This is a genomic window from Rhodanobacter sp. KK11, assembly GCF_033345435.1.
Taxonomy (GTDB): Bacteria; Pseudomonadota; Gammaproteobacteria; order Xanthomonadales; family Rhodanobacteraceae; genus Rhodanobacter.
This window is the reverse complement of record NZ_JAWPMI010000003.1, coordinates 392,399-418,057: the sequence shown is the minus strand read 5'-3', so window position 1 is coordinate 418,057 and position 25,659 is coordinate 392,399. Positions and strand designations below refer to the sequence as shown.

22 protein-coding genes and 1 pseudogene are annotated in these 25,659 nt (G+C 64.7%); 15 read left to right on the top strand and 8 right to left on the bottom strand.

Translation table 11 applies throughout. From position 1 onward, the window contains the following. Positions 1-152 precede the first annotated feature (152 nt). Entirely contained in the window at positions 153-518 is a 366-nt protein-coding gene (locus tag R5H19_RS09840; RefSeq protein ID WP_318158818.1) for a hypothetical protein, read from the bottom strand. A 203-nt stretch (positions 519-721) separates the two neighbouring features. On the opposite strand from R5H19_RS09840, the gene R5H19_RS09835 reads away from it, so the two are divergent. From R5H19_RS09835 to zipA, 12 genes are all read left to right on the top strand, one after another. Then, a complete protein-coding gene (locus tag R5H19_RS09835) occupies positions 722-2,665 on the top strand; it encodes an ATP-binding cassette domain-containing protein (protein WP_318158817.1) in 1,944 nt (647 codons plus the stop codon). A gap of 3 nt (positions 2,666-2,668) precedes the next feature. After that, positions 2,669-3,589, top strand: a complete 921-nt coding sequence (locus tag R5H19_RS09830) for a phosphoglycerate mutase (RefSeq protein WP_318158816.1) — start codon at positions 2,669-2,671, stop codon at positions 3,587-3,589. Next, positions 3,586-5,340, top strand: a complete 1,755-nt coding sequence (gene recJ / locus R5H19_RS09825; protein WP_318158815.1) for a single-stranded-DNA-specific exonuclease RecJ — start codon at positions 3,586-3,588, stop codon at positions 5,338-5,340. Before R5H19_RS09830 ends, recJ begins: the two co-directional genes overlap by 4 nt. A 66-nt stretch (positions 5,341-5,406) precedes the next feature. Continuing rightward, positions 5,407-5,781 (top strand): STAS/SEC14 domain-containing protein, encoded by a 375-nt coding sequence (locus R5H19_RS09820; RefSeq protein WP_318158814.1) that lies wholly within the window; start codon positions 5,407-5,409, stop codon positions 5,779-5,781. Positions 5,782-6,180: 399 nt separating this feature from the next. Then, a complete protein-coding gene (asnB, locus tag R5H19_RS09815) occupies positions 6,181-7,848 on the top strand; it encodes an asparagine synthase B (protein ID WP_318158813.1) in 1,668 nt (555 codons plus the stop codon). Positions 7,849-7,931: 83 nt separating this feature from the next. Then, a protein-coding gene (gene prfB, locus R5H19_RS09810; RefSeq protein WP_318158812.1) for a peptide chain release factor 2 occupies positions 7,932-9,057 on the top strand; the annotation gives its coding sequence in 2 pieces (ribosomal slippage) (positions 7,932-8,006 and positions 8,008-9,057; 1,125 coding nt in all). Positions 9,058-9,084: 27 nt separating this feature from the next. Further along, the gene (locus R5H19_RS09805) at positions 9,085-9,435 is read left to right on the top strand and encodes a hypothetical protein (RefSeq protein WP_318158811.1); all 351 of its coding nucleotides are present in this window, start codon (positions 9,085-9,087) and stop codon (positions 9,433-9,435) included. 71 nt (positions 9,436-9,506) lie between these two features. After that, positions 9,507-11,030 carry a lysine--tRNA ligase gene (gene lysS / locus R5H19_RS09800; RefSeq protein WP_318158810.1) on the top strand — a complete coding sequence of 508 codons (1,524 nt, stop codon included), beginning with the start codon at positions 9,507-9,509 and terminating at the stop codon, positions 11,028-11,030. A gap of 3 nt (positions 11,031-11,033) precedes the next feature. Next, the gene (locus R5H19_RS09795) at positions 11,034-11,333 is read left to right on the top strand and encodes a YciI family protein (protein WP_318158809.1); all 300 of its coding nucleotides are present in this window, start codon (positions 11,034-11,036) and stop codon (positions 11,331-11,333) included. Next, positions 11,330-11,584, top strand: coding sequence for a BolA family protein (locus tag R5H19_RS09790; protein WP_318158808.1), 255 nt, complete (start codon positions 11,330-11,332; stop codon positions 11,582-11,584). The genes R5H19_RS09795 and R5H19_RS09790 overlap by 4 nt, the downstream gene beginning before the upstream one ends. A gap of 143 nt (positions 11,585-11,727) precedes the next feature. Continuing rightward, positions 11,728-15,237 (top strand): chromosome segregation protein SMC, encoded by a 3,510-nt coding sequence (gene smc / locus R5H19_RS09785; protein ID WP_318158807.1) that lies wholly within the window; start codon positions 11,728-11,730, stop codon positions 15,235-15,237. Positions 15,238-15,248: 11 nt separating this feature from the next. Continuing rightward, the gene (zipA, locus tag R5H19_RS09780; RefSeq protein ID WP_318158806.1) at positions 15,249-16,226 is read left to right on the top strand and encodes a cell division protein ZipA; all 978 of its coding nucleotides are present in this window, start codon (positions 15,249-15,251) and stop codon (positions 16,224-16,226) included. Positions 16,227-16,253: 27 nt separating this feature from the next. Here the strand turns inward: zipA and msrA are convergent, their stop codons facing one another. The 7 genes from msrA to R5H19_RS09745 all read right to left on the bottom strand — a co-directional run bounded on the left by msrA (position 16,254) and on the right by R5H19_RS09745 (position 22,849). Further along, on the bottom strand, positions 16,254-16,769 hold the full coding sequence (msrA, locus tag R5H19_RS09775) for a peptide-methionine (S)-S-oxide reductase MsrA (protein ID WP_318158805.1): 516 nt from the start codon (positions 16,767-16,769) through the stop codon (positions 16,254-16,256). After that, positions 16,766-17,215, bottom strand: a complete 450-nt coding sequence (msrB, locus tag R5H19_RS09770) for a peptide-methionine (R)-S-oxide reductase MsrB (protein ID WP_318158804.1) — start codon at positions 17,213-17,215, stop codon at positions 16,766-16,768. Before msrB ends, msrA begins: the two co-directional genes overlap by 4 nt. A 92-nt stretch (positions 17,216-17,307) precedes the next feature. Further along, positions 17,308-17,595: a helix-turn-helix domain-containing protein gene (locus R5H19_RS09765; RefSeq protein ID WP_318158803.1), complete on the bottom strand. Its 288-nt coding sequence runs from the start codon at positions 17,593-17,595 to the stop codon at positions 17,308-17,310. Positions 17,596-17,846: 251 nt separating this feature from the next. Beyond that, on the bottom strand, positions 17,847-19,262 hold the full coding sequence (locus tag R5H19_RS09760; protein ID WP_318158802.1) for a hypothetical protein: 1,416 nt from the start codon (positions 19,260-19,262) through the stop codon (positions 17,847-17,849). Positions 19,263-19,276: 14 nt separating this feature from the next. Continuing rightward, positions 19,277-20,215 (bottom strand): ATP-binding protein, encoded by a 939-nt coding sequence (locus R5H19_RS09755; protein WP_318158801.1) that lies wholly within the window; start codon positions 20,213-20,215, stop codon positions 19,277-19,279. After that, the gene (locus R5H19_RS09750) at positions 20,215-22,092 is read right to left on the bottom strand and encodes a helix-turn-helix domain-containing protein (RefSeq protein WP_318158800.1); all 1,878 of its coding nucleotides are present in this window, start codon (positions 22,090-22,092) and stop codon (positions 20,215-20,217) included. The genes R5H19_RS09755 and R5H19_RS09750 overlap by 1 nt, the downstream gene beginning before the upstream one ends. Further along, a complete protein-coding gene (locus R5H19_RS09745) occupies positions 22,085-22,849 on the bottom strand; it encodes a hypothetical protein (protein ID WP_318158799.1) in 765 nt (254 codons plus the stop codon). The genes R5H19_RS09750 and R5H19_RS09745 overlap by 8 nt, the downstream gene beginning before the upstream one ends. 1,376 nt (positions 22,850-24,225) lie before the next feature. Here R5H19_RS09745 and R5H19_RS09740 point away from each other — a divergent pair. The 3 genes and pseudogenes from R5H19_RS09740 to R5H19_RS09730 all read left to right on the top strand — a co-directional run bounded on the left by R5H19_RS09740 (position 24,226) and on the right by R5H19_RS09730 (position 25,652). Next, positions 24,226-24,393 carry a hypothetical protein gene (locus R5H19_RS09740; protein WP_318158798.1) on the top strand — a complete coding sequence of 56 codons (168 nt, stop codon included), beginning with the start codon at positions 24,226-24,228 and terminating at the stop codon, positions 24,391-24,393. Between the two features lie 528 nt (positions 24,394-24,921). Then, a pseudogene (locus tag R5H19_RS09735) lies at positions 24,922-25,091 on the top strand (integrase core domain-containing protein); the annotation flags it as partial. A gap of 180 nt (positions 25,092-25,271) precedes the next feature. Further along, complete coding sequence (locus R5H19_RS09730; RefSeq protein ID WP_318158797.1) at positions 25,272-25,652, top strand: hypothetical protein; 381 nt, start codon at positions 25,272-25,274, stop codon at positions 25,650-25,652. The last annotated feature ends 7 nt before the right edge of the window (positions 25,653-25,659 follow it).

Here is a 25,659-nt window from a genome sequence, read left to right as displayed (position 1 = left end):
GGACCGCACATTTTAAGCGATATGCGCACGACAAAACGGCGGGATTGGCGTTTTGTGCGCGGCAAGATACCCGCCTTAAGGTGGCGCACCGGGATGTACGCCACGAAAAAGCGGCCCGCGTTGCCGCGGGCCGCCTTGTTCGGGACGTCCGTTCAGTTGACGTCTGCCGGATTGGTGTTGTTGCCGGCCGGCGTGTTGAGCACCGAGTGGATTACATGGCTGTGCTCGAAGTACACGATGAAGTTCGAGTATTCCCAGCGGTTGATCTGCGGGTGCTTCTTGCTGTCGCCGCCGCGCGGCGACAGCCTGCGCTGCGGTGCGCCCCAGGTCTTCTCGACCTGGGCCATGCTCAGTCCGCGACGTGGCAGGTTCATGTCCTTTTCCTGCTGCACGCGATGGATCAGCAGGCTGTCGCCGTGTTCGCGCGACTGGGCCGCGCTGGCCGGCTGCGATACGGCCAGGCCGGCGGCAGCGGCCAGCATGATGACGATCGGCAAACTGCTCGTGAACTTGACCATGGCTCCCCTCTCCATACAAGGCTGTATGCGGCGTCGTTGTAGCAGAACCGCAAGTGCTGCGCCATGCCGATGACCGCCGATTGCGATGGGTTCGGCATTCGTCTCTGCACGGCAGCACCAGCCGGTTCGTCGAGAATAGCGCCATCGCCGCTATCATGGGCGGCTGCGGGCGACGGCCCGCCCGCTTCCGATCCAGGTTTTCGATGATTTCCTTCCGACATTTCGCCTTGCGCCGTGGCAGCCGGCTGCTGCTCTCCGACATCGACCTGGTGATCCAGGGCGGCTGGCGCCTCGGCGTGATCGGCCGCAACGGCTGCGGCAAGTCCAGCCTGTTCGCCGCGTTGCAGGGCAGCCTGGAGGGTGATGCCGGCGAGCTGGAAATGTCGGGCAAGCTGCGCCTGGCCTCGGTGGCGCAGGAAACTCCGGCGCTGCCGGACGCGGCGATCGACTACGTGCTGGGCGGCGACGAGGAACTGGCCGCCGCGATCCGCGACGAGGCCGAAGCCGGCGAGCGCGGCGACATGGAGGCGATGGCGAAGGCGCATCATCGTATCGAGGAACTGAACGGCTACGACGGTCGCGCCCGCGCCGGCCGGCTGCTGCATGGCCTGGGTTTTCCGCCGGAAACGCACGAGCGCGCGGTGCAGGAATTCTCCGGCGGCTGGCGCGGCCGGCTGAATCTGGCGCGCGCGTTGATGTGTCCGTCCGACCTGCTGCTGCTCGACGAGCCGACCAACCATCTCGACCTCGACGCCGTGCTGTGGCTGGAGGAGTGGCTGCGCCGCTACCAGGGCACCTTGCTGATCATCTCGCACGACCGCGAATTCCTCGACGGCGTGATCACCCACACGCTGCACCTCAACGACGGCAAGGCCCGGCTCTACACCGGTAACTACAGCGCGTTCGAGCGCCTGCGCGCCGAGCAATTGCGCCAGCAGCAGATCTCGCACGAGCGCGAGCAGGCCGAGCGCGCGCACCTGCAGTCCTTCATCGACCGCTTCAAGGCCAAGGCCAGCAAGGCCAAGCAGGCACAGTCACGGATGAAGCGGCTGGAAAAGCTGTCAGGCACCGAGGCGGTGCGCGCCGAGCGGCCGTTCAACTTCCAGTTTCCGGCGCCGGGTCGGCTGCCCGATTCGATGTTGCAACTGGAGAACATCACCGCCGGCTACCTGGCCGATCCTTCCACCCACGGCAACGAAGTGGCCAACATCGTGCTGTCCGACGTGCGCTTCAGCATCGAGGCCGGCGAACGGATCGGCCTGCTCGGCCCGAACGGCGCCGGCAAGTCCACCCTGGTGAAAACCCTGGTCGGCGACCTCCAGCCGTTCGGCGGCGAGCGCAAGGTGCACAAGGACCTGAAGATCGGCTACTTCGCCCAGCACACGGTGGAAAGCCTGCGCGAGGGCGCCAGTCCGCTCGACCACCTGATGGACAAGGCGCCTGGCGTGGCCACCCAGGTCATGCGTGACTTTCTGGGCACCTGGAATTTCGCCGGCGACCGCGCGTTCGAATCGGTGGACGGCTTTTCCGGCGGCGAGCGCGCACGCCTGGCGCTGGCGCTGATCGCGTGGGACAAGCCGAACCTGCTGCTGCTGGACGAACCGACCAACCATCTCGACCTGGACATGCGTGAAGCGCTGGCCGACGCGCTGGCCGACTTCGACGGTGCGCTGGTGCTGGTCTCGCACGATCGCCACCTGCTCGGCATGGTCTGCGACAGCTTCTGGCGCGTCGCCGACGGAGAGGTAGCGCCATTCGACGGCGACCTGGACGACTACGCGCGCTGGCTGAAGACGCGCAGCAGCGCAGTGAAGAAGAACGCGAAAAAAAATGAAGAGTGCGGACAGGGAAGCCCGCCTTCTGATCCCCGCGCGCAGGACGCGCACACCGGTACCGCCCGACGCCAGGCCGCCGCCCAGCGCGACAACGAGAAAGCCGCGCGCCAGCGGGTCAAGAAAATCGAGACGCGCACCGCCAGCATCGACACCGAGCTGGCCGCGCTGGAGGCGCAGCTGGCCGATCCGGCCACGTACAACGGCCCGACCAGTGAAATGATGCGCATCGGCCAGCGCCAGGCACAGCTGCGCGACGAGAAGGAAACGCTGGAAACCGAGTGGCTGGCACTGGTCGAACAACTGGAAGCCTGAAAAATGTCCAAGCCGGAGCGATCGCTGCAACTGTGGCTGCCTGCACTCGCGCATGTCGAGCCGGGCCATCCGTTGCGTCAATGGCTGCCCCGCGCTGACCGCCTGCCGGATGGCGGCGTCGGCTACCTGGGCGGATTGGGCGAGCATTTCCGGGGCATCGCCGCGCTCGTGCCCGCCGCGGCGATCACCCGCGAATTCCTCGCCGGCGATGCAGGCGACGACAGCTGGCTGTCAGCCGACCCGGCCTGGGTGCAGCCGGACATGAACGGCGTGCGCCTGCTCGCCTGCGGCCGGATGGAGCTGGGCATGGACGAAGCGCAGGCGCTGGCCGCACCGCTGCGGCCGGTATTCGACGAGGCCGGCATGCAACTGGAGATTTCCACGCCGGACCACTGGCACCTGCGCCTGCCGGCCGATACGCCGCTGCCGGAGTTTGCCGCGCCGGAGCAGGCGCTGGGCGAGGACTTGGCGCAGCACCTGCCGCAAGGCGCGCAAGGGCGCCGCTGGCGTGTACTGCTCAACGACATCCAGGTGCTGCTGCACCAGCATCCGCTCAATGCGCAACGACAGGCGCGCGGGCAGTCGCCGGTCAACAGCCTGTGGCTGTGGGGCGGTGGATGCCTGCCGCCGCCGGTGGCCAGCGAACTGGCCGGCGTGGTCAGCGACGACCTGCTGCTGCGCGCGCTGGCCGCGCGTGCCGGCATCGCGCAGCAACTGCGCACAGCCGAGGCCATCGCCACCAGCGAGGCCGGCTGGCTGATCGACCTGCAGGACCTGCCGGCGCACGAACTGGCCTCGCGCTGGTGGCCGCTGCTGCAACCGGTGCTCGAACGCCGCGTTGTCGTGCTGCATTTCGCCAGCGGCGAACGCTGGCTGCACAAGCCCGGTCATCGCTGGCGCTTCTGGCGCGGGGCAGGGCGTTGAGCTTGCTGCAGCTGCGTCGACGCGAAAGCAGGGGTACGCCGCACGGCTGGCCGGACTCGGTGCACCCGGTGCTGCAGTGGATCTACGCCGCGCGGGGCGTGCTGGAACCCGGCCAGGCCGAGCACCGGCTGGCACGGATGCTGTCGCCGCAATTGCTGGGCGGCATGGCGCAGGCGGTCGAGCTGCTGGTCGAGGCGATCCGCGACGACCGGTCGATCCTGATCGCCGGCGACTACGATTGCGACGGCGCCACCGGCACCGCGGTGGCGGTGCGCGGGCTGCGTCTGCTCGGCGCGAAACGGGTCGATTACGCGATCCCCAACCGCTTCGTGCACGGCTACGGCCTGAGCGCGGCGTTCGTGGCCTCGATGCAGCCGACGCCGCAACTGATCGTCACCGTCGACAACGGCGTGGCCAGTGTGGCCGGCGTCGCCGCGGCGAAGGCGCGCGGCATCAAGGTCATCGTTACCGATCACCACCTGCCCGGCGAGCAATTGCCGGCGTGCGATGCGCTCGTGAACCCCAATGTGAGTCTTGAGAAGTGCGGGCAGGGGAGCCCGCTTTTTGACTCTCGCGTGCAGGACGCACGCACGAAAAACTTGGCGGGCGTGGGGGTGATGTTCTATCTGCTGCTGGCACTGCGTGCGAAGTTGCACGAAGACGGCGCGTTCGGCGCGGCGAAGCCCGATCTGTCGCCGCTGCTCGACCTGGTCGCGCTGGGCACGGTGGCCGACCTGGTGCCGCTGGATTTCAACAACCGCGTGCTGGTCGAGGCCGGCTTGCAGCGCATGCGCAGCGGCCGCGCCTGTGCCGGCATTGCCGCGCTGGTCGAAGCCGCCGGACGCAGCGTGGCCACTTTGTGCGCCAGCGATCTCGGTTTTTCCATCGGGCCGCGCCTGAACGCCGCCGGGCGGCTGGAAGACATGCGCCTGGGCGTGGAGTGCCTGCTCACCGACGACGTGGCGCAGGCGCGCCACCTTGCCGGGCAGCTCGATGCGATCAACCGCGAGCGGCGCGAGCTGCAGGCCTCGATGGTGGCTGAAGCCGAGGCCATGGTCGCCGGCCTGGGGCATGTCGACGCGGTCGGCGTGGCGTTGTACGAACCGTCGTGGCACGCGGGTGTGGTCGGCCTGGTCGCGTCGAAATTGAAGGAGCGGTTGCATCGCCCGGTGATCGCGTTCGCCCCCGCCAGTGAGGACGATACCGGGCATCTGCGCGGCTCGGCACGCTCGATCCCCGGCTTCCACATCCGTGACGCGCTGGCTGCGATCGACGCGCGCCAGCCTGGCCTGATCGAACGCTTCGGCGGCCATGCGATGGCTGCCGGGCTGAGCCTGAGAACCGCCGACTACCCGCGTTTCGCCGCCGCCTTCGACGCCGTCGCGCGCGAGCTGATCGAGCCCGAGCGCCTGCAGGCGGTGCTGTACACCGACGGCGAGCTGCCGCCCGGCGCCGCCACACTGGCGTTGGCCCGGCAACTGCGTGAAGCCGGGCCCTGGGGCCAGGCCTTCCCGGAGCCGCTGTTCGACAACCTGTTCGAGTGCGCCGGCTGGAAGTTGATGGGTGAGAGCCACCTGCGCCTGCAATTGCGCGACCCGCGCGACGGTGCCGTGCACGAGGCGGTGATGTTCAACGCCTACCATGGCCAGCCGCCACCGTCGCGGCTGCGCGCGGCCTACGAGCTGACCATCAACGACTGGCAGGGTCGTGAGTCGCCGCGGCTGCTGCTGCGGCATCTCGAACCGGCCTGATGCCGCTTGCGCGTTTTTCACGCGACCCGTTCCAGACTGGCGTTCGCCCGCTCATGGAGAACACCCGTGATCGCACTGATCGAAGGACTGCCGCCCGGTACGCTGGGCTTCCGCGCCCACGGCCAGGTGACGGCGCAGGATTACGAAAACATCATCGTGCCGGATGTCGAGGCCGCGTTCGCGCTGAACCGCAAGCTGCGCCTGCTGTACGTCACCGCCGACGATTTCACCGGCTTCGACCCGGGCGCCATGTGGGACGATGCCAAGCTGGGCATGCGCCATTTCAGCGGCTGGGACCGCGTGGCCCTGGTCACCGACGTGGTCTGGCTGCGCGCCACCGCGATGGCTTTCAGCTTCGTCATACCGGCCCAGTTCCGCCTGTTCCACGGCGCGGAGATCGAGGAAGCCACCCGCTGGATCACGGCTCCAGGCGATGGCTGAGGCACCCGTCGGGGTGTTCGCGGCACTTGCCAAGGCCGGAGCGATCTGCTCAAGTTGGCCCATGCATCCCGTCGCCGCCAGCTGCCTGAACCTCACCGCGCCTTCCGCGCGGGGCTTCGTGCCGGCCGGCAACAACAATAATCGCGCGAACAATAACGCCAACCGTTGGCGGGCCCGCGCGTAGCTGCAAGTTTCCATCGAATACGCGAAAGAGGCCCGCCCAGTGCGGGCCTCTTTCGTTATGTGCGCGCGAATCCGTTCGCGCAAGGCAAACCGGCCATCCATGGCCGATGTTTCAACTTTGTGCGCGGTTCCGTCCGCGCAAGAGCAACACCCGGCCATCCATGGCTGACTCTTCACAAGAGCGGTATTCATCACCAGCAACCGAGGAACTTCGCCATGTGTTCGATTTTCGGGATGTTCGACCTGCAGCCGGGCGACGACCTGGCGGCGTTGCGCCGGCAGGCGCTGGAGCTGTCGCAACGCCAGCGCCATCGCGGACCGGACTGGAGCGGGGTGTTCGTTGACGCCGGGGTGATCCTGGTGCACGAGCGCCTGGCCATCGTCGACCCGGCCAGCGGCGCGCAGCCGCTGCGCTCGCGCGACGGCGCGCTGGCGCTGGCGGTGAACGGCGAAATCTACAATCACCGCGAACTGCGCACCGCCAGCACGTATGACTTCACCACCGGCTCGGACTGCGAGGTGATCAACGCGCTGTATCGCGAGCAGGGCAGCGACTTCGTGGACCGGCTCAACGGCATCTTCGCGTTTGCGCTGTGGGACGGCGCGGCGCAGCGCTACTTGATCGCGCGCGACCCGATCGGCGTGTGCCCGCTGTACTGGGGCCACGACGCGCAGGGCCGGCTGTGCGTGGCCTCGGAGATGAAGGCGCTGGTCGGCGTGTGCGCCGACGTGGCGCCGTTCCCGCCGGGCCATGTCTACGACAGCGCCAGCGGCGAGCTGCAGCGCTACTACCTGAAGCCGTGGCGCGACTATGCCGTCACGCGCGGCCACGATGTAGCCGCATCAGCGTTGCGCAAGGCATTCGAGCAGGCCGTGCACCGCCAGTTGATGACCGACGTGCCGTACGGCGTACTGCTGTCCGGCGGACTGGATTCTTCGCTGGTTGCCGCCTGTGCCGCGAAATTCGCGCGCGAGCGCATCGAGGACAACGACCGCAGCGAGGCCTGGTGGCCGCGCCTGCATTCGTTCGCCATCGGACTGGAGGGTTCGCCCGACCTGGCCGCCGCGCAGGTCGCCGCCGATGCGCTGGGCACCGTGCATCACGGCTTCGTCTACACCTTCTGGGAAGGGCTGGACGCGCTGCCCGAGGTGATCCGCCATATCGAAACCTACGACGTCACCACCATCCGCGCCGCCACGCCGATGTACCTGCTGGCGCGGCGGATCAAGGCGATGGGGGTGAAGATGGTGCTGTCGGGCGAAGGCTCGGACGAGATCTTCGGCGGCTACCTGTACTTCCACAAGGCACCGTCGGCCGAGGCGTTCCACGAGGAGACCGTGCGCAAGCTCGACGCGCTGCACAGCTACGACTGCCTGCGCGCGAACAAGGCGATGATGGCCTGGGGCGTGGAGGCCCGCGTGCCGTTCCTCGATCTCGAATTCATCGACGTGGCGATGGGCATGGACGCCGCGCACAAGATGGCGGGGCAGGGCAGGATCGAGAAGCATGTGCTGCGTGCAGCCTTCGAGGGCGCCTTGCCGAAGGAAATCCTCTGGCGCCAGAAGGAACAGTTCAGCGACGGCGTGGGCTACGGCTGGATCGACGGTCTCAAGGCGCATGCCGAGCAACAAGTGAGCGACCGCGAGTTCGCCGCGGCGGCCGCGCGCTTCCCGTTCAACACGCCGACGACCAAGGAAGCGTATTTCTACCGGCGCATCTTCGAACAGCATTTCCCCGGCACGGCCTGCGCCGCCACCGTGCCGGGCGGCAAGTCGATCGCCTGCTCGTCGCCGGCGGCGCTGGCGTGGGATCCGGCGTTTGCGAACGCCGCCGATCCGTCCGGGCGGGCGGTGAAAGGCGTGCATCAGCAGGCGCTGGCCTGAGCGGCGCCGGAGCGGGCGCGGCGGTGCGTCGATGCGGTGGCGTCTGTTATCCTAAGTGGCTTGCATCCAAGCCTGAAACCGACATGATCGAGACCAATCCCATCCATGCGCAGATCGCCGACCTTCGCGACCGCGTCGAGTCGCTTAGGGGGTATCTTTGACTACGCTACGAAAAGCGAACGTCTGGAAGAAGTAACCCGCGAACTGGAGAGTCCCACCGTGTGGGACGACCCGGCGCGCGCGCAGGAACTGGGCCGTGAGCGCGCCCGCCTGCACACCATCGTGCACGGCATCGACACGCTGACCGCCGGTCTCGCCGACGCCGACGAGCTGCTGGAGATGGCCATTGCCGACAGCGACGACGACACCGCGCAGTCGGTGACCGCCGACCTGGCCAGGCTCGAGGCACAGGTCGACAAGCTGGAATTCCAGCGCATGTTCTCCGGCAAGATGGATTCGGCCAACGCCTTCGTCGACATCCAGGCCGGCGCCGGCGGCACCGAGGCGCAGGACTGGGCCGAGATGCTGCTGCGCATGTACCTGCGCTGGGCCGAGCACCGCGGCTGGAAGACCGAGCTGCTGGAAGTCTCCGGCGGCGACGTGGCGGGCATCAAGTCGGCCACTTTCCGCGTCGAGGGCGACTACGCCTACGGCTGGTTGAAGACCGAGATCGGCGTGCACCGCCTGGTGCGCAAGAGCCCGTTCGATTCGGACAACCGCCGCCACACCAGTTTCACCAGCGTGTTCGTCTCGCCCGAGGTCGACGACAGCATCGACATCGAGATCAATCCGGCCGACCTGAAGACCGACGTGTACCGCTCCTCCGGCGCCGGTGGCCAGCACGTCAACAAGACCGAGTCGGCGGTGCGCATCACCCACGTGCCGACGGGGGTGGTGGTGGCCTGCCAGACCGAACGCAGCCAGCACGCCAACCGCGACCGCGCCATGAAGATGCTGGCGGCGAAGCTGTACGAGCTGGAGATGCAGAAGCGCAATGCCGAGAAGGATGCGCTGGAAGCGACCAAGTCCGACATCGGCTGGGGCAGCCAGATCCGCAACTACGTGCTCGACCAGAGCCGCATCAAGGACCTGCGCACCGGCGTGGAGCGTTCCGACACGCAGAGGGTGCTGGACGGCGATCTCGACGAGTTCATCGAGGCCAGCTTGAAGTCCGGTCTGGACGCCGGCGCCAAACGCATTGATGCTTGAGTTCCGATCACTGACGAGGTGACCCGCATGAACGGCAAGAAGATCTGCACCCTCCTGTTGGCCTGCGCCGCGCTGGCGGCGTTCGGCGTGGCCGCGCAGTCGCAGGAAAGCGGCGGCATCAAGCAGGACGCGAAGGCCGTCGGCCATGGCGTTGCCGACGGCGCCCGCGACGTGGGCCACGCCACCAAGCGCGTGGCCAGGAAGGTCGGCCACGGCGCCAAGGAAGCGGGTACCGGCATCGGCCACGGCGCGAAGAAGGCGGGCATTGCCGTCGGCCATGGTGCCAGGGACGCCGGCATCGCCATCGGTCACGGCGCGAAGGAAGGCTGGGAGGCCACCAGGAACGCCACCAGGAAAGTGTTCGACAAGGGCGATTGACCGCCCCACATCCACACCACCAAGACACACCTGCCGACCGGCGTGCGTACGCCGGTCACCACGGAAGCCCCATGAGCGAAGCCACCGATACCCTGCCTGCCGTCGACGAGAACAAGCTGATCGCCGAGCGCCGCGAGAAACTCGCAGCGTTGCGGGAGCAGGGCATCGCCTTCCCCAACGACTTCAAGGTGGACAGCTTCGTCGGCGACCTGCATGAAGAGTTCGCCGACAAGGACAAGTACACCGCCGAGGTCGTCGAGACGGCGCAGCGCCGGGTGAAGGTGGCCGGCCGCATCGTGCTGAAGCGCGTGCAGGGCAAGGTCAGCTTCGCGCAACTGCAGGACATGACCGGGCGCATCCAGCTGTTCATCCACCAGGGCACGCTCGGCGAGGCCGCCTACGAGGCGTTCAAGGGCTGGGACATGGGCGACATCGTGGGCGCCGAGGGCGTGCTGATGCGCACCAAGACCGGCGAACTGTCGGTGCGGGTGGACGTGCTGCGCCTGCTCACCAAGAGCCTGCGCCCGCTGCCGGACAAGCACCACGGCATGGCCGACGTGGAGCAGCGCTACCGCCAGCGCTACGTCGACCTGATCGTCACCGAGGAAGCGCGGCGTACCTTCATGCTGCGCTCGCGGATCATCGGCTACATGCGCCAGTGGCTGGAGGCGCCCTCGCGCCGCTTCATGGAAGTGGAAACGCCGATGATGCACGTCATTCCCGGCGGCGCCACGGCCAAGCCGTTCGTCACCCATCACAACGCACTGGATCTCGATCTGTACCTGCGCGTGGCGCCGGAGCTGTACCTGAAGCGGCTGGTGGTCGGCGGCTTCGATCGCGTGTACGAGATCAACCGCAACTTCCGCAACGAGGGCGTGTCGACCCGGCACAACCCCGAGTTCACCATGCTGGAGCTGTACCAGGCCTACGCCACCTACAACGAGATCATGGATCTCACCGAATCGGTGATCCGCGACACCGCACAGCACGTGCTGGGCACCACGCAGCTGGAGTGGGACGGCGCGCGGATCGACGTCGGCCCCGCCTTCCGCCGCTGGACGATGGAAGACGCGGTGCTGGAGCACAACCCGGAAATCAGCCGCGAGGAACTGCGCGACCGCGCGGCGATGGCCGCGCACGCCAAGCGCCTCGGCATCCACGTCAAGGACGGCTACGGCTGGGGCAAGCTGCTGCTGGAGATCTTCGAGAAGACGGTGGAGCACACCCTGATCCAGCCCACCTTCATCATCCAGCATCCGGTGGAGGTGTCGCCGCTGGCGCGCGAGAACGACACCGACAAGGGCATCACCGACCGCTTCGAGCTGTTCGTGGGCGGCAAGGAAATCGCCAACGGCTTCTCCGAGCTGAACGACCCGGAAGACCAGGCCGCGCGCTTCAAGGCCCAGGTGGAAGCCAAGGACGCCGGCGACGACGAAGCGATGCACTTCGACGCCGACTACATCCGCGCGCTGGAAGTGGGCCTGCCGCCCACCGGCGGCCTCGGCATCGGCATCGACCGGCTGGTGATGCTGCTGACCGGCTCGTCCTCGATCCGCGACGTGCTGCTGTTCCCCTACATGCGCCCGGAGGCTTGACCCATGTGGTACGCGATCATCGGCACCGACAACGCAAACTCGCTGGAAGCGCGCAAGTCCGCGCGGCCGGCGCACCTGGCCCGCCTGCAGCAGCTGCAGGATGAAGGCCGCATGCTGCTGGCCGGTCCGTTCCCGGCGATCGACGCGGACGATCCGGGTCCGGCCGGTTTCAGCGGCAGCCTGATCGTGGCCGAGTTCCCTTCGCTGGCCGAGGCGCAGGCCTGGGCCGGCGCCGATCCGTACGTCGCCGCCGGCGTCTACCGCGAAACCACGGTCAAGCCGTTCCGCCAAGTGCTGCCGTGAGCGCGCCACCCGTCATCGAGCAGATCCGCGGGCGCCTGCAGACCGCCTTTGCGCCGACCGAGCTGGAGGTGCTGGACGAAGGCCACAAGCACGCTGGCCACGCGGGGGAGGGCAAGGGCCATTTCCACGTGCGCATCGTCAGCGCTGCGTTCGCCGGCCAGTCGCCGATCAGGCGTCACCGGATGATCTATGCAGCGCTCGACGGGCTGATGGATAACGGTATCCATGCCTTGTCGATCGATGCAAAGTAAAAAAGTAATTTAAAACAGTAAATTGAATCATATAATTAAAGTAGTGCAGCATGCAGGAATGCATTGCGGCGCCGCCGTGCGTTTGGCACAGTGCCTTGTCGCCCGGACTGCGCGGGCACTACTGCCGACCCAATGACGACCGCATGCGCCTGAGCACGATCAAACTCGCCGGTTTCAAGTCCTTCGTGGACCCGACCACCCTGCACCTGCCGAGCAACATGATCGGTGTGGTCGGCCCCAACGGCTGCGGCAAATCCAACATCATCGATGCGATCCGCTGGGTGATGGGCGAGAGCGCGGCCAGCCGCCTGCGTGGCGATTCGTTGACCGACGTGATCTTCTCCGGCTCCAACACGCGCAAGCCGGTGGGGCAGGCCACGGTGGAGCTGATCTTCGACAATGCCGACGGCTCGATCCAGGGCGAGTACGGCCAGTACGCCGAGATCTCGGTCAAGCGCCAGGTCACCCGCGACGGCCAGTCCGCCTACTTCCTCAACGGCGCGCGCTGCCGCCGGCGCGACATCACCGACCTGTTCCTCGGCACCGGCCTCGGCCCGCGCAGCTACTCGATCATCGAGCAGGGCATGATCAGCCAGATCATCGAGGCGGCGCCCGAGGATCTGCGCACGCACCTGGAGGAAGCCGCCGGCATCTCCAAGTACAAGGAGCGCCGCAAGGAAACCGAAAGCCGCATCAAGGCCACCCGCGAGAACCTCGACCGCGTGCGCGACGTGCGCGACGAGGTGGACAAGCAGCTCGAACACCTGAATCGCCAGGCCCGCGCGGCCGAGCGCTGGAAGGCGCTGAAGGAAGAGCAGACGCGCAAGGAGGCCGAGCTGCGCGCGCTGGAATATCGTGCACTGAAGAGCCAGCACGCGGGTGAGGGCGAAGTGCTCTCCGCCGCCGAGATCGAGATCGAAAAGCAGCTGGCCGGCCAGCGCCAGATCGAGGCGCAGCTGGAAAGCGTGCGCGAGCGCCACACCGACGCCAGCGAGCACCTGAACGCGGTGCAGGGCGAGGTGTACAAGGTCGGCGCCGAGATTGCCCGCGTCGAGCAGCAGGTGCGCTACAACAAGGAGACCGCCGAGCGCCTGCAGCGCGCCCACGGCGACGCCGAACGCGAGCATGCCGAGCTGGCCGCGCACATCGCCGCCGACCGCGAGCAGGTCGAGGCGCTGCGCCTGGCGCTGGCCGAGGGCGAGCCGAAGCTGGAAGCCCTGCAGCAGTTGCAGGACGACACTGCCGAAGCCCAGCGCAGCACCGAGGCGAAACTGGCCGACTGGCAGCAGCGTTGGGACAGCCATACCCGCAACGCCGGCGAATCCAACCGTGCGGCCGAGGTGGAACGCACCAAGCTCAATTATCTCGACCGCCAGGCGGTCGACCTGTCGCGCCGGCGCGAGGCACTGGAAGCCGAGCAGAAGGCCACCGACGTGGCCGCGCTGGACGCCGCCGGCCAGCAGTTGATCGACGAACACGAGGCCCAGCGCGAGCGCGTCGAGACGCTGGGCGGCCTGCTCGACCAGCACAAGTCCGCTCACGAGAAGCTGCTGGAGGAGGAGCGCCAGGTGCAGTCGGCGCTGAACGAGGCGCGCCAGCAACTGCAGGCAGCGCGCGGTCGGCAGGCCTCGCTGGAGGCGCTGCAGCACGCCGCACTCGGCCAGGAAGAAAACGCCGCCAGCGGCTGGCTGGCCCGCCTCGGCTTGAACAAGTCACGCCGCCTCGGCGAATCGCTGCAGGTCGAAAACGGCTGGGAAACTGCCGTCGAAACCGCGCTGAGCGGTTTCCTCGACAGCGTGCTGGTGGACGGTTCGCACGCGCTGGCCGCCGAATTCGAAGCGCTGGAAAACGCCGACGTGGCGCTGCTCGACGCCGCCGACGGCGGCACCCACACCGCCGGCACGCTGGCCGCCCACGTGCGTGGCCCCGCTGCGGCGCTGGCGATCCTCGGCCACGTGCTCACCGCCGAATCGCTGGACGAGGCGCATCAGCGCGTCGCCGCACTGTCCGCGCTGGCGCCGTACCAGTCGGTAATGACGCGCAGCGGCGAATGGCTGGGCCCGGGCTGGGCGCGCGTGCGCCGCGCACAGGGCAGCCAGGTCGGCGTGCTGGCACGCGAGCGTGAGCTGCGCCTGCTGGTCGAGCAGATCGCTGCACTGGAAGCGCAACTGGAGGAGTCCGGCGAGCGGCTCGACGCGCTGCGCGCCAGCAAGTTCGAGGCCGAGCGCGCCCGCGACGATGCGCAGCGCGAACTGTACAACGCGCATCGCCGCCAGTCCGAACTGGCCGGCCAGCTGCAGAGTCATCGTGGCAAGCTGGAAACCGCCCGCGCCCGCGCCGAGAAGGTCAGCGGCGAACTGAATGATCTGGCCACCCAGCTCGACGAGCTGCAGAGCCAGACCCGCGAGGCGCGCGCGCGGCTGGACGAATCGGTCGGCCTGATGGGCGACCTGGAAGACCAGCGCCGCGAACTGGAGAACGAGCGCCGCACGCTGCTCGAAGCGCGCGAGGAAGCGCGCATGAACGCACGCGAGGCCGCCGAACAGTCTCACGCGCTGGCGCTGGCGCTGGAATCGAAACGCTCGTCGCTGAGCTCGCTGGAACAGTCGCTGGGCCGCATGGAGGCCCAGCTGCGCCAGATCGAGGCGCGCCGCGACGAGATCACCGAACAGCTCGCTGCCGGCTCCGACCCGATCGCCGAACTCGAAGCCGAACGGCAGGCCTACCTGGACCAGCGCCTGCTGGTCGACAGGCAACTGGTCGAGGCGCGTCGCGCGCTTGAAGATTGCGACGTCGAATTCCGCAAGCTCGAACAGCAGCGGCACCTGGCGGAGCAGGGGCTGGCCAGCCTGCGCGAGGGCCTGTCCGAGAAACGCCTTGCCGCGCAGGCACTGCAATTGCGCGCCGAGCAACTGGCCGAGGCGATCGCCGCGTCCGGCCTGGAGCTCGGAACCCTGCTGACCGAACTGGCCGAGGACATCGACGCGGACCAGTGGCGCGCCCAGCTCAACGACATCGGCCAGAAGATCGCGCGACTGGAGCCGGTGAACCTGGCTGCGATCCAGGAGCACGCCGAGCAGAGCGAGCGCAAGACCTACCTGGACAACCAGCTGGCCGACCTCACCAACGCGATGGAAACGCTGGAAGGCGCGATCAAGAAGATCGACCGCGAGACCCGCCAACGCTTCAAGGAAACCTTCGACAAGGTCAACGCCGGCGTGCAGGAGCTGTTCCCGCGCCTGTTCGGCGGCGGCCATGCCTACCTGGAACTGACCGGCGATGACCTGCTCAACACCGGCGTGTCGATCATGGCGCGGCCGCCGGGCAAGCGGCCGTCCAGCATTTCGCTGCTCTCCGGCGGCGAGAAGGCGCTGACCGCCGTGGCCCTGGTGTTCTCCATCTTCAACCTCAATCCCGCACCGTTCTGCCTGCTCGACGAGGTCGACGCGCCGCTGGACGAGGCCAACGTGGGTCGCTTCTCCAATATGGTGCGCGAAATGAGCGAGAAGGTGCAGTTCATCTTCATCAGCCACAACAAGGCCACCATGGAAGCGGCCAGCCAGCTGTGCGGCGTGACCATGCGCGAGCCGGGCGTGTCGCGTCTGGTGCAGGTGGACCTGGCCGAAGCGGCTAAACTGGCGGGAGCTGCCTGAAGGAGCCCGTGATGACGATTGCCTTTGCCTGGAACCCTGCCGTCGGCATCCCGCTGCTGATCGTCGGCCTCATCGTGCTGGCGTTGATCTGGCTGTTCGGCCAGCCGAAGAAAGAGCAGGGCAGGCGCAGGGCGGCGTCGGAGCCGCACGCCGGTGAACGCCGCGAGCCCACCCTGGGTGAGCCCGGGGACGGACCGGTCGCGGGCGAGCCGTTCATCGGCAGCACGCAGCCGCAGCAGGGCGAACTCGAGATCGGCCTGCGCGAGGAGCTCGAACGGCTGGGTGCCACGCTGTCCGGCGAGCGCGCCAAGGCGCCCGCGCCCGGCGTAGCCAGGACCGCCAGGTCCCGGCAACAGCCCAAGTTGGCCGACCATGTCGCCTCGATCATCGACGCCTTGCGCGCGCCCAGCTCCGGCGAGCCGGTGACGGCAACCGAACACCCGCCCGTGGCGGAAGAAGCTCCGCTGCCGGCAGCCGCTCCAGCCGCGGCAGCGCCGGCTGCGCCACCGCGCTCCGAGCTCGGCCGGCGTCCGTCCCAGCTGCCGGTGGAGCGCATCGTCACCTTGTTCGTGGTGGCCCGCGATGGCGGGCGCTTCCATGGCCCGGACCTGGTCGTGGCCGCCGAGAAAGCCGGCTTGGAGTTCGGCGACATGGGCATCTACCACCGACTGGTCGACGGCAAGCGCGAGTTGGGGCCGATCTTCAGCGTGGCCAACATGCTCAAGCCGGGCAACTTCGACCTGGCGCAGCTCGATGCCTTGCGCACGCCCGGCGTGAGCTTCTTCATGACCCTGCCGGCGCCGCTGCCCGCGCTGGACGCGTGGGATGCGATGCTGCCCACGGCACAACGCCTGGCCGAGCTGCTGGACGGCCAGGTGCTGGACGAGGAACGCAACGCACTCGGTCGCCAGCGCATCGCCCACATCCGCGACCAATTGCGCGGCTGGGACCGCGACCACGAAGGCAAGGAAATCATCTTCGGGCGTTGATGGCCGGCTCGTGCCGGCCGCTTGCCGTCAACCGGTGGCCGGGCCCGGGCGGCGGGGCAGCTTCCAGCCCGGTCGGATGAAGTGGCAGGTGTAGCCGTCGGGATAGCGCTCGAGATAATCCTGATGCTCGGGCTCGGCCTCCCAGAAATCACCGGCGGGCGCCACCTCGGTCACCACCTTGCCGGGCCACAGGCCCGAGGCGTCGACGTCGGCGATGGTGTCCTCGGCGACCCGCTGCTGTTCTTCCGAGGTATAGAAGATCGCCGAGCGGTAGGAACTGCCGCGGTCGTTGCCCTGGCGATTCGGCGTCGACGGGTCATGGATCTGGAAGAAGAACTCCAGCAGCGTGCGATAGCTGGTTCGCGCCGGGTCGAAGATGACCTCGATCGCCTCGGCATGGCCGTCGTGGTTGCGGTAGGTGGCGTTCTGCACGTCGCCGCCGGTGTAACCGACCCGCGTCGACACGACGCCGTCCTGATGACGGATCAGCTCCTGCATGCCCCAGAAGCAACCGCCGGCAAGTACCGCACGTTCCGTGCTCATCGCACGTCCCCCACCTGGTCCAGATAAGCGCCGTAGCCCTCGGCTTCCATGTCGTCGCGATGGACGAAACGCAGCGAGGCCGAGTTGATGCAGTAGCGCAGCCCGCCGCGATCGGCGGGGCCGTCGGTAAAGACGTGGCCGAGATGGCTGTCGCCGTGCGCCGAGCGCACCTCGGTGCGGATCATGCCGTGCGAAGCGTCGCGCAGCTCGTGCACGTGGGCCGGCTCGATCGGCCGGGTGAAACTCGGCCAGCCGCAGCCCGATTCGAACTTGTCGGTCGAGGCGAACAACGGCTCGCCCGACACGACGTCGACGTAGATGCCCGGCTCCCGGTTGTGCAGGTATTCGCCGGTACCGGGGCGCTCCGTGCCGCTTTGCTGGGTCACCCTGTATTGCTCGGGAGTGAGCCGCGACAAGGCATCGGGAGTCCTGCTGTAGCGTGGCATGTCGAGTCTCCTGCGGTTTGCTTCCAGTGTGTATGAAGATGGCTGTTGCCGGGTCGATATCAAGCCCGGCGCCGCACCAAGAGCAGGGCAGCTCAGCGCGTCCGGCGATCGTAAGCCTCGCGGAACAGGCGCGCCTGCTCGCAGGTTTGCCACCACAGTCGCATGTCGCGCTCCCGGTACGTGCGGCCGGCCGGCGCGTGCAGGCCCAGCCGGTTGACTGTCCAGCCAGTCCATTCCGTCGACAACATGCCGAGGTCGCCACAACGCACCAGACGCAGCAGCCGCACGACGGACCACGGCACACGGTGACGACCGGTTTCCCAGTGCCGTACCGTTGCCGGCGAAACCCCGAGGAACTCGGCGCAGGCTTTGCGGCTCATCATGGAATCGGCAGCTAAGTCCATCAGTCGCAAACATTTGATTTAATTGCAATCGACTGCCACTCCCAACCGATTGTCCGCAGCGGGCCCCGCACTTCAGGCTGGCACATTCTTCCGTAAGGCAAGCCAAGCTGACAGAACCCTCGGATAGGCACCTAGCATCGCGCAATGAATTCGCCGCGGCTTGGTTCGGCCAGTTTACCCAATCGCTGGTGGCTAGCTGCACCCAAAAACTCGTATAAATTGTGGGGTCAAGCATCCGCCGCCGGCGCTTTAACCCAAATCAGATTCGCCTTGGTCACCTGATCCCGGGAAGTGAAGACTATGGCAATAGGTCGCCGAGGCCTTGGTCTATCACGTGGCAAATCGTAAAGCGTTGCCACGTGACGGCCTAGAATGATCCGAATCCCCTGTGCGTAACCGTGGAGAAGCAGTCGCTTCCCGAGCGCCGCCAGCACCGTCCTCGTCCCAAGGTCGAGATCCCGAATGATGGGGCCGTCCTGAGCATGAGGAAGTTTTTCCATAAGATCCCAGGTTGCGCCGCGCACCACAGATCGAATGTGCTTATCGATCGACGTACAGTCGAGAACGCCTCCAGTGGGGGATTGAAGCAACGGAAGGAAGGTCAACTCCGCGTGCTGCCTATGAGGCAAGCCCGGAGGCCGGCGCCGGTGACCAGGATCGTCTGGTGGATAGATGCGCAGCAAGTCCCCCTCGAAAAACGTTCGGGCGGGTAATTTTTCTACAATATTCTGAGCGACGGCTCGAAAGGAGCGAAGCAGCGACGGTGGCACATTGATGGCCGCTCGTTCGGTAACGGGCAACGCTTTCATGGCCAGGAGAAAATCCGTCGCAGTCTGGCCGGCTGCGGCTGACGTCGCTGGCCGAAGTACTTGTACGCGACCTTTTCCCGCCCCAGCAGCATGCATGCTACATGTGGTGCGCAGATTCAATGGCAAATCGGCCAGAACTCCGGCCTCGGCGGCGTCGAGATCCTGGAGGCTGGCCCCGGCGACGAGATATCGCTGAGTTCTTGCTTCGTTCGCCCATGCCAGATAGCTCGCTTGCCACGCACGGGCATGGTGATCGATCGAAGGATCCCCATGGATTGCAGATTTGACATCGAAGAAGTTGACACCACATGGGCAATCATGCGGCACCAGATCGGCGTCGATGAACTGAGGTAGGAGCGGGCGACTGCAAGAAGGGCACTGATCGACGATTCGCGCACCGTGCCATGGGCATCGATCAACCCATGGCAAATGAAACAGGATGGTGTGGTAGCCCGAGCGGCTGCAGCACGGGCAGATGCGCAGAGGGGTGATTAGATCAGCCTCCGATACGGACGTGGAGAAGGGGAGCCACGGTTCGATGTCCCAGTATGTCCTTATGCTTTCATCACCTCCGATATGGCGAAAAAGTTGATCTTTTCGCGCACCGGATGTCGCCAACATTTTGGGGATATCATCATGGCGATTAAATCGAACGCCTAAATAGCGAAATCGCATTTCTCTAGGTAACACATGAAGGCGACACACACGCATCATCGCGCCATAGGCCGACATGTAGGGATAGCGACAAAGATTCGATCCTACAAGCATAGCGACAGGCAGTGATGATTCGCTCTGGTGCGCTTGGTGCGGCGTATAACCCTGGGTGATGGTCATGGGAGTTCTCCGAATTAGTCGACGAAGAACGCAGCAATGAGGGCCTTGCGGATGTCCTCATCGGAGAAGCCATCGAAGCCAGGCGTTCGAGATGCCACCGACACCAGGAGGTAGCGCATGAGGGCCTCAAGGGAAACCATGGGCCATTGCCATCCCTCAGTGTATAAGCCGCTTTCTGCGCGGAACTCAGTGGCGATGTCGTAGACCTGCTGTGCGTGCTGGGAAAGGCGCCATCCGCGCGCGAACGCGTCGGGAGCGAAGTAAGCGCTGTAAGTAGTGCCGCTTCCCAGGGGCCAGGTTGCGCCTGCGTCGTACTCTTCGAAACACGTTTTGACCTCAAGTGCACCGATGATGCCGGGAAAGTCAAAGCACGGCTTGGTGAATCGCTCGAGGACCTGTGGAGGCACATCGTCATGAATCGATTCTGCCTCTTTGCCTTTTGTGTCCAGCTGATGGATAAAGATTAGAAAGAGCCGTTTACCCAACGCACTGACTTCGTTGTCCAGCGTCACCACATGCTGCCAGTCCTCACCATTCAGACGCTGCGATTCGTCTAGGGCGAAGATGATGAGCTCAGCACCTTCCTCTTCCGCTAGGATGTTGAGGTGATGGGCGACACGCATCACGGCATGAGCGCTGCTGGACTGATGGAGTTCTCGTAAGTGCAATGCCAACGACATGGTGGTGAAAAACGACCTCTCCGTGCATTTTTCTGGCGCAAGAATGCGCATATCCAGAAAGACTGCGGGGTCGGTTCGCCAACCCGCATTGTCCTTGAGGTACGTGATTGCGTAGGTCTTGCCGTACCGGGTAAAACTGATCACGCGACAGCCGTGTCGGCCACTTTGGTAGGCGTTGATGACGAAGTTCCCGAGCTTTTCAATCGGTGGCGTAAAAAACGGTGGACGCACAATGTGCAGGAGCGGATGGCGATCTTGGTATTGGATGTCCATCACGCCCCCCTCTTTGAGCGGAACGATACCCAGCCGGTACTCGGCGTATACGTGCTGGGGTCCTGGGCGACGGGTTTTCGAGGCGTCGCTTTGGAGGGCGCTATTGGCGCGCCGGCCTGGATAAAGTGATTGGCGGGCAACTTTTGCTCGATAACTTGCTGACGGGTGTGCTCGTGATAGGCCGCAACGGCGTCCTCAATGTCTTCGCGCAGTTGGCCAGCCTGCTTGAGGTAGATCAGAGCCCGTTCGCGAACCTCGAGCGTATGGGGCGTCGCATGCCAGGGGGGAAGGGCCTCAAGTACGACAAAGAGCTCGCCAGTTTCCGGATGAAAAAGGCGCATCTGGCGCGCATCTGAAAACCGAACGGCAGCCGGAAAGCGTCGACCAACGAGGTCCCAGTGGCTCATCAGGGCCGAGGCGCGGTATGTAGCCCCTTTCCAGCGGACATGTGGTGGCTTGCCGTCGCGCCGATAGCCGCGGATCGTCGCGTAGAAGTGAATTTCCGTCAGCTTGTCGACATCCGTTGCGGTGTTCGTTGAGGTAAAGAACCAGCCGCCCGCCGCGAAATACGATTCGAACGCTTCGCGCGGTGTGCGATTTTGCAAGCCCGAATGATCGACGCCGTGATAATTGGCAACGAAGACATCCATCAGGTCGTCCATAGCCACCGGATCGATGGGGTGCTGTTCGGCCTTTTTTGTCGAGACGGGCCTGGCGCTCTCGCCACGTTCCCGGGCAGGCTCGAATCCGCCCGCCAGATAACGAAGCACCTGGGATTCGAGCGTCTTGAAGAGAGCCTCAATAAACGCCCGTCCTTGGGGAGAATGAGCACGCCCAGCGTTCGCCATGCCTAACTGGAAGTCATGAATATTGCCCATTGATAAATGGGCGTGATGCGCTTTTGCGTTGTCCATGGCGATCATCAAGGCGCGGTGAACGAGGCCGTGGGCGTCGACCAGGGAGGGCATCCAAGCCTTCGAGGAATAATGCATGTCCGCCACCGTCGGTTGGCGCGGCCGCCATGGCGTCAGGGCTTTGGCGAGCAAGCGAAGGACCGGAAAGCGCTTGTAGCTAGGCCCATACACCAGCAGCCATGCAAGAATGACGCGTGTGCATACATCGATGGCGACCAGAATCCAGATCGTGCCGACCGGCCGACTGACGACTTCGCCTTTTGCGGTGTGGACCAACATGGTCGTTTTGACATCGATGTGATGCGCATCGAACTCCACACGCTCCAATGGCATCAAACTGACGACCTGATCGAGCCGTGTCAGAGCGGACGGGGCCTCGGTGCCATCACCGCCGCCGGCCGCGATCACCACTTGGCGCCGCTTATAGACGTAGGTAATCAGCGCACGGCGACCTTGCGTTTGTGTGTTCAATGGGTACAGGTGGGACAGTCCAGCATCCTCCAGTTCTTTCTTGAGCCTCTTGTACAGTCGGTTGAATTTCGCTGACGGACTACCTCGACGGGGCAGGGGGCCTGAGTAGCGGTCTACTAGGTCCTTCACCTCAGGAAAACTGGCAAGCACCTTTTCGAAGGCGTGCGGGGCGTGTGCCGCCGGGAACTCCGCAGAGGGCGCCAACGCGAATCCCTTCTTTGTATTCGGGACGCACGCTCGAAATCCCCAAGGACGCCCATCCGCGTGAAGCTCCACGGATCGCCGGCAAATAGACGACAGAGTGGTTCGGTTGACGCCAAAATGGCTGGCAGCTTGGTGGATGGATGTACCTGAAACGACAGCCCGAAGTGCATCGGCTCTCGCCATATAGATGGGCCTGTATTTTTCAGGCATCGCCTGAAGGTCGGGCGCGGGCCATAGCAGGAGGTCTTCTCCCTCCGGATAGAGAAGGTCTCGGCAGGTGCTATTCATGACGCCCTCCTGCGTTGACGATGGAGTTCATCGTGAGCGTCGCTTCGAGATCGAGCGCGAGATCGCCTTGATGGATGAGATCGCACACCACCGCACGGACGTCGCTGGCGACGAAATCCGACAGCGAGTGCTCAACCTGGCTAAAGCGTACGCGGGGATTGGTGGCGAGGAGGCTTAAGACGCGTTCACGCAAATACAGCCGATGGGGCAGGCGTTGAACATCCTGAACATAAGGGAGCATACGCAGCGCCTGTGCGATGCGTGCACGTTGCTCGAGGAGATCGGGTTCCGAGATAAAGAGGAGTTGGATGCTTGCGGCACTAGCGGCCTCCAGAAGAGCTTCTGCCCGGCGATGCGTCCTTCTACCGCTTTGGGCGGGCAACGACTCCGCAGTGGGAACAATCAATAGGAAACGCTCCCTCCCTTGCCGGTCTTGGATCCAGAACGAAAGCTCGAGACGACTGGCCGGCGTGCCCAAGGTGCGAGGGCGCTCAACGTACGCCGAGATCTGCGGGTTGAACTCAAGCAACAGTGCTAGGCAAAACGTCGGAACGCCTAGCACCTCGACGAGACGCCGCCCCTTGGGTGACTGGAAGGCATACAGATCTTCATCGCGCCGTTCCCTCCGTGTGAGCGGTCGCGCTTTGAAGGGTGGCGTATGAAGCGATCGGATCGCGGGATCCCCATCCATGGCGGATGTCGCGACGGCACGTTTTGGCTCCCCATGGTACAGGTCGGCTAAGCAGGTGTAGGTCATGGCTGTCTCCTTATGCTGTGTCTGGGCAAAATCCGCCCGTCGCGCCGACTGATTGGAGGCGCGAAGGGGATTGACGTTGCAAAAGGAAAGTGGGACTCTACAGACACTAAGACGTTTTATTTTTCATCCCAGATCCCCGCCTGGCAGCGGGGATTTCCTTTTTACGGCGTCACATCCGACTTGGGTGATGGGTATGATTTTTCGCTAGCTTGATCCCTCCGTGTTTTGACTAAGGGGAGCAGGGAGGCGGCTTCGCTCACCAGGCGGCCGAACCTGGCTTGAGGAAAACAGCACCATGCTGTGTCTGCTTCGCCTATCGGAGTAGTCATGACATGTCGAGCGTCATGGCCTGTGCGGCCGCAAGAGAACTTCGCGATCTGAGCCTGCGCCGGCCGCTTTCGCCGCCAACCAAGCTGCAGTCAGCGCAAGGCGCCCTCGGCGACCGGCGGTGGCGCATGGCCCTCGTTTTCCGCGAGAAAGCTGGAGTGGGCGTGGGTCATGGCGGTAGTGAGCGGCTCCTGTGGCCATTTATTACCATGTAAACCACTTTGCGTAGTCAGTCAATTAAGGCATGGGGATCATGGTTAAATGACATCATGTCATACCAAATCATATCAATTCATACCATTCTATTGGATGCCATAAACTTGGAATGGCTTTAATATCCAGATCCAAATAAGCGATTGGCAGATCATGTCGTCATCTTGTCGAAACTGGGTCATTTTCAGACTGGCGAACAATCGCCCCGGTAGATCACTGTCCGCGGTGTGAAGGGGCGCAGTTGCGATCACGGGATTGTACGGCAGGGGTGGAAGTTGAATGCGGCCGGATAGCCCATGCTCCCATTGAATGCGAGTGCGACATGCCATCTTTGTAGGGAGGCCGATGATCTGTTCATCGGTAGACCGCTTCTTCCAGTTCGATCTATTTCGGATACAGGATTGGTCAGCCGGACCGGTGCACTATCCATGGCGGTGGTGCCGATCTGAGCGGAAGCGGTATCAGCAGCCCATGAATACAACGAAATTCAACCGACTGCGCATGCCGTCGCGGCCATTTGGAGCTTGCGCGAGGAGCTCTTGGCTCAGGACTGGCTAGCTTCCAGTCATAGAGGATGCAAGCCTGCTACCGACGCGAACACTTCCGGCGAGGCGAGGCCGGCGAGCGACCTTACATTTCGTGTGTGGGCAGGCCGTGACCGTGGTGGTTGCCGCTATCCACCCTTTCAATTCCTGAGCGATGGTTCGGTTAACCCTAAGCTGCGGGAGTTGAGGAAGGCGCTCACGCGCCAACCTCAATTGCATCCCGACAACGACAAGAACGGCTGGGATCGCGCATTCTGGCTCTACCCGCTTCATGGATGCCTCAGCGAATAGGTGCTGGCCCTGCGTGCGGCCACGCTTGAGGCGCCGCTGAAGGTTCTTGGTCGGTTCGCTGCCATCCCTGATGTCGCGCGGATGCCCGCCGAGGTTTTCTTGGATGTACCGCAAGCAGTGATTGATCTAGCCAACGAGGATGCCAATCAAGTCACCCCCGAATCTTGAATGGCTGGGCTACTCCCCGAAAAAGGCTAGATCGTGCAGAAAGTGGTGGCGCCTGCGCTGCAGGCCTATGAGGAGCGTGTCTTGCCGGACACCCAGGGGAAGGGGATATTCTTGCCCAAAGCAAACGCCAGCGCAGGGCGATTAGGGTGCGTTATCGGGGGTAGGGCGGCGTCTGCTTCCTACCCATAGGCTCGAAGGATGTGAAGGCAATCTCTGGCTTCGCCCTCCGTTCGGCGGGACCACCTTTAAAATGCCACAGTCTCGCGGCCTAGCGCCGGATACCCTCGAAGCTCCACACCTCGATCGATAAGAACTAGAGGGTTGGCTCGCCTACTACCCGCCATTTGTCAAACGCATCAGTGGCACAACGGCATTGGGATACCTTCGGGAACCGAGATAAGAGACCACGTGAGCGCCTATGCGTGCGCCAGATCGTGGACGTCCATGTGCCGGGTTCTCCCCACAGAATCATCAGAAGGGACTCGCCGCACTGTGCTTCTGGTGTGTCCATGATCTTGCCCAAGGCACAACCGCGAATGGTTCTGTAACCGGGCGCCGAAATGTGGGTGCTGGTCGAGCGCTGGCAGCAGTTCTACAACGAGTAAAAGCCGCACAGCGCCCATGGCTACAAACCTCCGATGACTGTTCGCCGGAGCTGGCTGGAACCCGATACCATCAACCCTGGACTCACCGTTTGATCGGCTACAAAATTCATACGCAGGTCAGATCGAATTCATACGACGCAGTCTGCAGAGCAGCGCCACCTGCGCTATCCGCCATCTTGTTAGTATCCGTCCGCCGTGGGCCACCGCGCCGTGCCTGCTGTCGCGCGCCACATCGAGGTGGCTCTTCCTCCTTCGGAATCGGGAAGTCCATGCATGAATTCGAATCGGATTGGTAGCGGATCGTCGATCACATCGCTGATTCGAAGCGTCTCGCGCAAGGTGGCCCGGACGGGCGTGCTCGGGCAGGGGGGAACTGTATCTGCACACCACATGGATATGCCGGCGGAAAAGCAGTCGACACTGCTTCGTGGTGATCTGATAGCGCTGATCAGGGAAGTGGACCTCGAGTCGGAAGCTGCGGTCCGCGCCTTGCGCCGTCCGGTACTCCGTCGAATTTTGCTGTCAGAGTTCGGGGAAAGTTTTGTCGAGCACCCGGACTTTGCAGCGACGGTAGATCGGATCGAGTCCGCGATGGATGCCGATCCGGCGATGCCCGATCAATTCCTGGCTTTGCTTAGACACTTGCGGGGCTGAACGCCCT